We start from the raw sequence: 4,323 nt of genomic DNA, 5'->3' as shown, positions 1-4,323 counted from the left end.
CTTGCATTGATAGTCTGGAGCCTTTACATCCTACAGGATTATCCCCGCATGGTATATCGTCAATCATAAATTCCACAGGCACTACCTGCAGGACCTGCCTCCCGGGAGATACTTCTGTTCCCCTCAAAATCTGTATCAGGTCCGCCACATCCCCGGTGGTAATTTTCCCCCCACGACCAATACTTATCTCAGCATGTCTGGTGAGCACGTTTACACCGTGACCTGAAAAGCCCACACAAACAGCACCGACACTGCATCCGGCAGCCTCCTGCGCCATCTCCACGGCCCGCCGTACCGCTTGAGCTGCTCCTTCCACATCAATAACTATACCCTTGCGCATACCCAGGGATGGACACCAGCCCACTCCAGCCGCCCGTTCAGTATCGGCAACACGGGCTACCACCGCCACCATACTGGACGTACCCACATCCAGGCCAGCCACAACTTCCTTTCCAGTCAAGCGGGGCACCCCCTACCAGTTACTAAAAATGTAAAATTCAACGTCACCGGGTCTTTTCCCTTTAAACTTTATTTTAATTTTTTAAACAGGTACCGCCGTATAATAGCAAGGTTTTGAAACAACCGGACCCCGAAAGCCACCACGGCAGCCAAATAGAGATCGATCCCCAGACGCTCTCCAATAAAGGCCAGACCTGCAGCCAGCAGAGCATTGCTGAAGAAACCTGAAATAAAAACTGTGTTGTCAAACTGTTCCTCCATGGCTGCCCGGATACCTCCAAAAACCGAGTCCAGAGCAGCCAGTGCCGCCACAGAGAGATACTTGGCGTAAATCTGCGGAACCACCAGCGGGATGTTCAGTCCCAGCAACACCCCGAGAACCAGACCGGCAATAGCCAGCCAGATACCCAACCACATCTTCCTCACCCTTTAACCACTGGTTTGGCATAACGGAACTCCGCCGTGCGGGCATAACCCGGGACGGTAAGCTGACTGTAAGGTTGGATCTTCACCTGAACCCCGAGATCCTGTAAATATTCAACCAGCCCCCCCGGGATTTCCAGGGCACTTTTTAAATTATCCGGCTTACCGATAGCCAGGATATGATAGGGTGGTACCACCCTGGTCAGGTTAACATTAATAAACGGGGCAGCCCAGCGGATCTCTGTATGAGCCACTATGCGCTGGCCATTGATGGAAAGAGCCTCGGCACCAGCACCCCGCAGTTCATTGACCACCCGCAGCAGATCTTCGTCCCGGATAGTATAAAGAGTAACAGGCCCCCTTCCAGCCTGCTGGGGAGGATTGTCCAGTGTTACTTCAATCCCGGGACCGGTAACAGGGACCAGTCCGGCCAGCAACCTGGCTTTATCCAGCTCATCCCTGAGAGCCTTCTCTGCCTCCGTATGTCCCCGGGTAGCCTGCTCCAGTTTACGGTTTAAATCATCAGCCTCAGCTTCAAGTTTGCCGTTATCCTTCTCCAGCTGGCGGAGTTCCAGGGCCAGCTCCTGCGCCCGGCCAGCCGGAACACCCTGTTCAATGTGCCTGTTGACCCGGAACTGGAAAACGATGAGGAGGCCTAAAACCAGAGCTACCAATCCGAGGGACAGGTAAGTGGACAGCTTCATTGTCTTGCTCCTTCCTCGAGAGGACGGGCATATTCAAAACGTACCCCTCCCGTATAAGCGGGCACCGTAAGTTGGGCCATTTTTTTAACCTCCACCTGTATACCCCAAAAACGCAGTTGCTCCACAACCCCGCCTCTCATTAACAGGGAATTAATCAAATTATCCGGATTTCCAATAGCCGAGACGACAAAAGGTGGGGTCAGCCGCTGGTTGCGATTGGTTAAAATGGTGGGGCCGATACAGCGTATTTCGCTGGTGGCAAGCATCCGCTGCCCATTGATAGCTATAGCCTCAGCCCCTGCTGCTTTTAACTCGTTGATAACTTTCAGCACGTCTTCATCATGCAAAACATAGAGGTTCGGATTTTGCCCCGGTTGTAACGCCTGGTTGCTGTCATTTAAGGTTACCTCCACCCCCGGCCCCGCAACATCCACAAGGCCGGCTATAATACGCGCACGGTTCAACTCATCCTTCAAGGCATTCAAACGGGGATCAGCCGCCACTTCATCCAGGCGGGCCCGCAGGTCACTTACCCGCCTCTGGAGATCATCCCGCTCCTTCCTGGCTTGATTGACCCGGACAGCCAGGTCTTGCGTTTGCTTTACGGGGGGCGTTTCCTGGATGTCTCTGGTCAAACGAAACTGTACCACCAGCATCAGACCCATAACCAGCCCCACCAGGACGAACGCCCAGTGAAATCCCCTGATCTTCATGGTCTTGCCCCCAGTTTTATCTGGCATATTTAACTACTGGAACACCGGAGAGGTCTATGTAGTCTATCTGCCGGCTGCTCACCTGCTCGAGAACCTGCAGGAGTATACCTACTTTTTCAGGAAGATCCACGGGCGTACCCATACGGCATTCCACCCCATCCAGGGTATAAAACACTACCTGACCCTGATCATTAACGTGTATTTCCGAAAGCTTGCTACAAAGCGACCCTGGCAGTTGATCGATTACCTGCAGGGCGGTACCAAGTTTTGCATCATGGATTACCTGGCCAGGAGCAGGTGCATGGGTCAACACCCCCGTCACCACCGGCAGGGAACCGGTCACCCCGCTTTCCTGCAGGCAGACGCCTTCCCTGTCCACCTGCATAAAGCCGTCCTTGACGGGAATTAAAGCTACCGCCTTTCTTTCCTCTACTGAAATTACAATCCTGGACGGAAACTCACGGGTAAGCCTGACGTCTTTGATAAATGGAACAGTACGGATTCGAGACGCCGACTCTTTTAAATTAACTTTAAAAATATTGGTACCGGAAGCGATTCCGGAAAGTTCTACAATTTTTTTATCCGGCAGTAGAGTGTTACCCTTAACTTCGATTTCGCGCACCTCAAACAGAGGCGAACCCAGGAGGATAAAGGCGGCCAGCAGAACCACAAAAGCAAACAAAATCCTTTCGGTAAGATTTCTTCCGGTATGCCGCGGTATGCTCAACCTCCACCACTCCTATAGTTTGTCCTTGAACAAACAGAATTGATGCCCGCGGATACCTGGTATCCTTTGCTATCCAGCCTGCCGGCTGGCTCCGAGAAGCAATAAATACCCTCTTTTCCCGTTCCCGGATTATTATACCAAAATATTATAGCAACCAGAAAAACTTGTCCACCCAAAAACTAAAAAAGAGCCACATTTAAGTGGATACTCTCATAATCTTTGCCCCCAGGGCGGTATACTTTTGTTCCAATCTTTCATAACCCCGGTCAATGTGTTCTACACCTTCCACAACGGTACCATTTTCAGCTGCCAGGGCTGCCAGGACCAGGGCGGCACCCGCACGCAAGTCAGTAGCCATGACGGGAGCACCGGTAAGCCTTTCCACTCCCTTCACGATGGCTGTCTGCCCCTCCACCTTGATGTCGGCACCCATCCTCCTCAGTTCACTTACGTGTTTGAAACGATTCTCAAAAACTGTTTCGGTTATGATACTGGTTCCCTCCGCCAGGCAGGCCAGGGCCATCATTTGCGGCTGCATATCGGTAGGAAAACCGGGGTGAGGCAGAGTCTTGATATCTACTGCCCGCGGCCGCCCCTGAGCCACAACCCGCACATGTTCATCACCCGTCTCCACCCAAAAGCCCATTTCCTTTAATTTGGCCAGTACAGGCTCCAGGTGTTCGGGAATAACATTGGTTACCGTGACATCTCCACCTGTAATGGCACCAGCTACCAGGTGCGTCCCCGCTTCAATGCGGTCTGGAATTACCACGTGTTCCACTGAATAGAGATGTTTCACTCCTTCGATTCGGATTACATCCGTACCTGCACCTTTGATTCTCGCCCCCATCCTGTTCAAAAAATTCTGCAGATCTACTATCTCCGGTTCCTTGGCAGCATTGCGGATGATAGTGGTACCCTCTGCCAGCACAGCAGCCATCATAATATTCTCCGTAGCACCCACACTGGGAACATCCAGGTGGATTTCCGCTCCCACCAGTTTATCAGCTTCCACGGTAATATAACCGAAACTTTCGTCAATCCTGGCTCCCATAGCCTTCAGACCTTTTAAGTGCAGGTTCATAGGCCGGGAACCGATATTGCAGCCGCCGGGGTAGGAGATCCTGACACGGCGAAATCGTCCCAGAAGAGGTCCAAGCACCAGGTTGGATGCCCGCATCCGGCGCATTAAGTCTTCCCCTACTTCCAGAGATTGTATGTGAGTGGTTTCAACCCTTACGGAATCACCTTCCCTTTGAACTCGTGCCCCCAGGTGATCCAGGACATCACACATGGT

The 4,323-nt window shown here is 52.3% G+C and carries 5 protein-coding genes and 1 pseudogene; all 6 read right to left on the bottom strand.

The features are described from left to right. Positions 1–460: pseudogene (locus tag ACPLUI_RS11690) on the bottom strand (hypothetical protein); the annotation flags it as partial. Between the two features lie 68 nt (positions 461–528). Further along, a complete protein-coding gene (locus ACPLUI_RS11685; RefSeq protein ID WP_424660437.1) occupies positions 529–876 on the bottom strand; it encodes a small basic family protein in 348 nt (115 codons plus the stop codon). Between the two features lie 5 nt (positions 877–881). Further along, on the bottom strand, positions 882–1,586 hold the full coding sequence (locus ACPLUI_RS11680; protein WP_424660436.1) for a DUF881 domain-containing protein: 705 nt from the start codon (positions 1,584–1,586) through the stop codon (positions 882–884). Further along, positions 1,583–2,299 carry a DUF881 domain-containing protein gene (locus tag ACPLUI_RS11675; RefSeq protein WP_424660435.1) on the bottom strand — a complete coding sequence of 239 codons (717 nt, stop codon included), beginning with the start codon at positions 2,297–2,299 and terminating at the stop codon, positions 1,583–1,585. The genes ACPLUI_RS11680 and ACPLUI_RS11675 overlap by 4 nt, the downstream gene beginning before the upstream one ends. A gap of 16 nt (positions 2,300–2,315) precedes the next feature. After that, complete coding sequence (locus ACPLUI_RS11670) at positions 2,316–3,026, bottom strand: cell division protein FtsQ/DivIB (RefSeq protein WP_424660434.1); 711 nt, start codon at positions 3,024–3,026, stop codon at positions 2,316–2,318. A gap of 196 nt (positions 3,027–3,222) precedes the next feature. Beyond that, positions 3,223–4,323: UDP-N-acetylglucosamine 1-carboxyvinyltransferase (gene murA, locus ACPLUI_RS11665; RefSeq protein ID WP_424660433.1), on the bottom strand; the 1,101-nt coding region annotated here is incomplete at its 5' end.

Origin of the sequence: Desulfofundulus sp. (assembly GCF_049701015.1) — a bacterium.
Taxonomy (GTDB): Bacteria; Bacillota; Desulfotomaculia; order Desulfotomaculales; family Desulfovirgulaceae; genus Desulfofundulus.
This window is presented reverse-complemented; position numbering and strand designations above follow the sequence as displayed.

What these genes read in the sequence shown, in the direction of transcription:
- ACPLUI_RS11685 (WP_424660437.1), bottom strand. Translation starts at nt 876, where the DNA reads ATGTGGTTGGGTATCTGGCTGGCTATTGCCGGTCTGGTTCTCGGGGTG.
- ACPLUI_RS11675 (WP_424660435.1), bottom strand. Translation starts at nt 2,299, where the DNA reads ATGAAGATCAGGGGATTTCACTGGGCGTTCGTCCTGGTGGGGCTGGTT.
- ACPLUI_RS11680 (WP_424660436.1), bottom strand. Translation starts at nt 1,586, where the DNA reads ATGAAGCTGTCCACTTACCTGTCCCTCGGATTGGTAGCTCTGGTTTTA.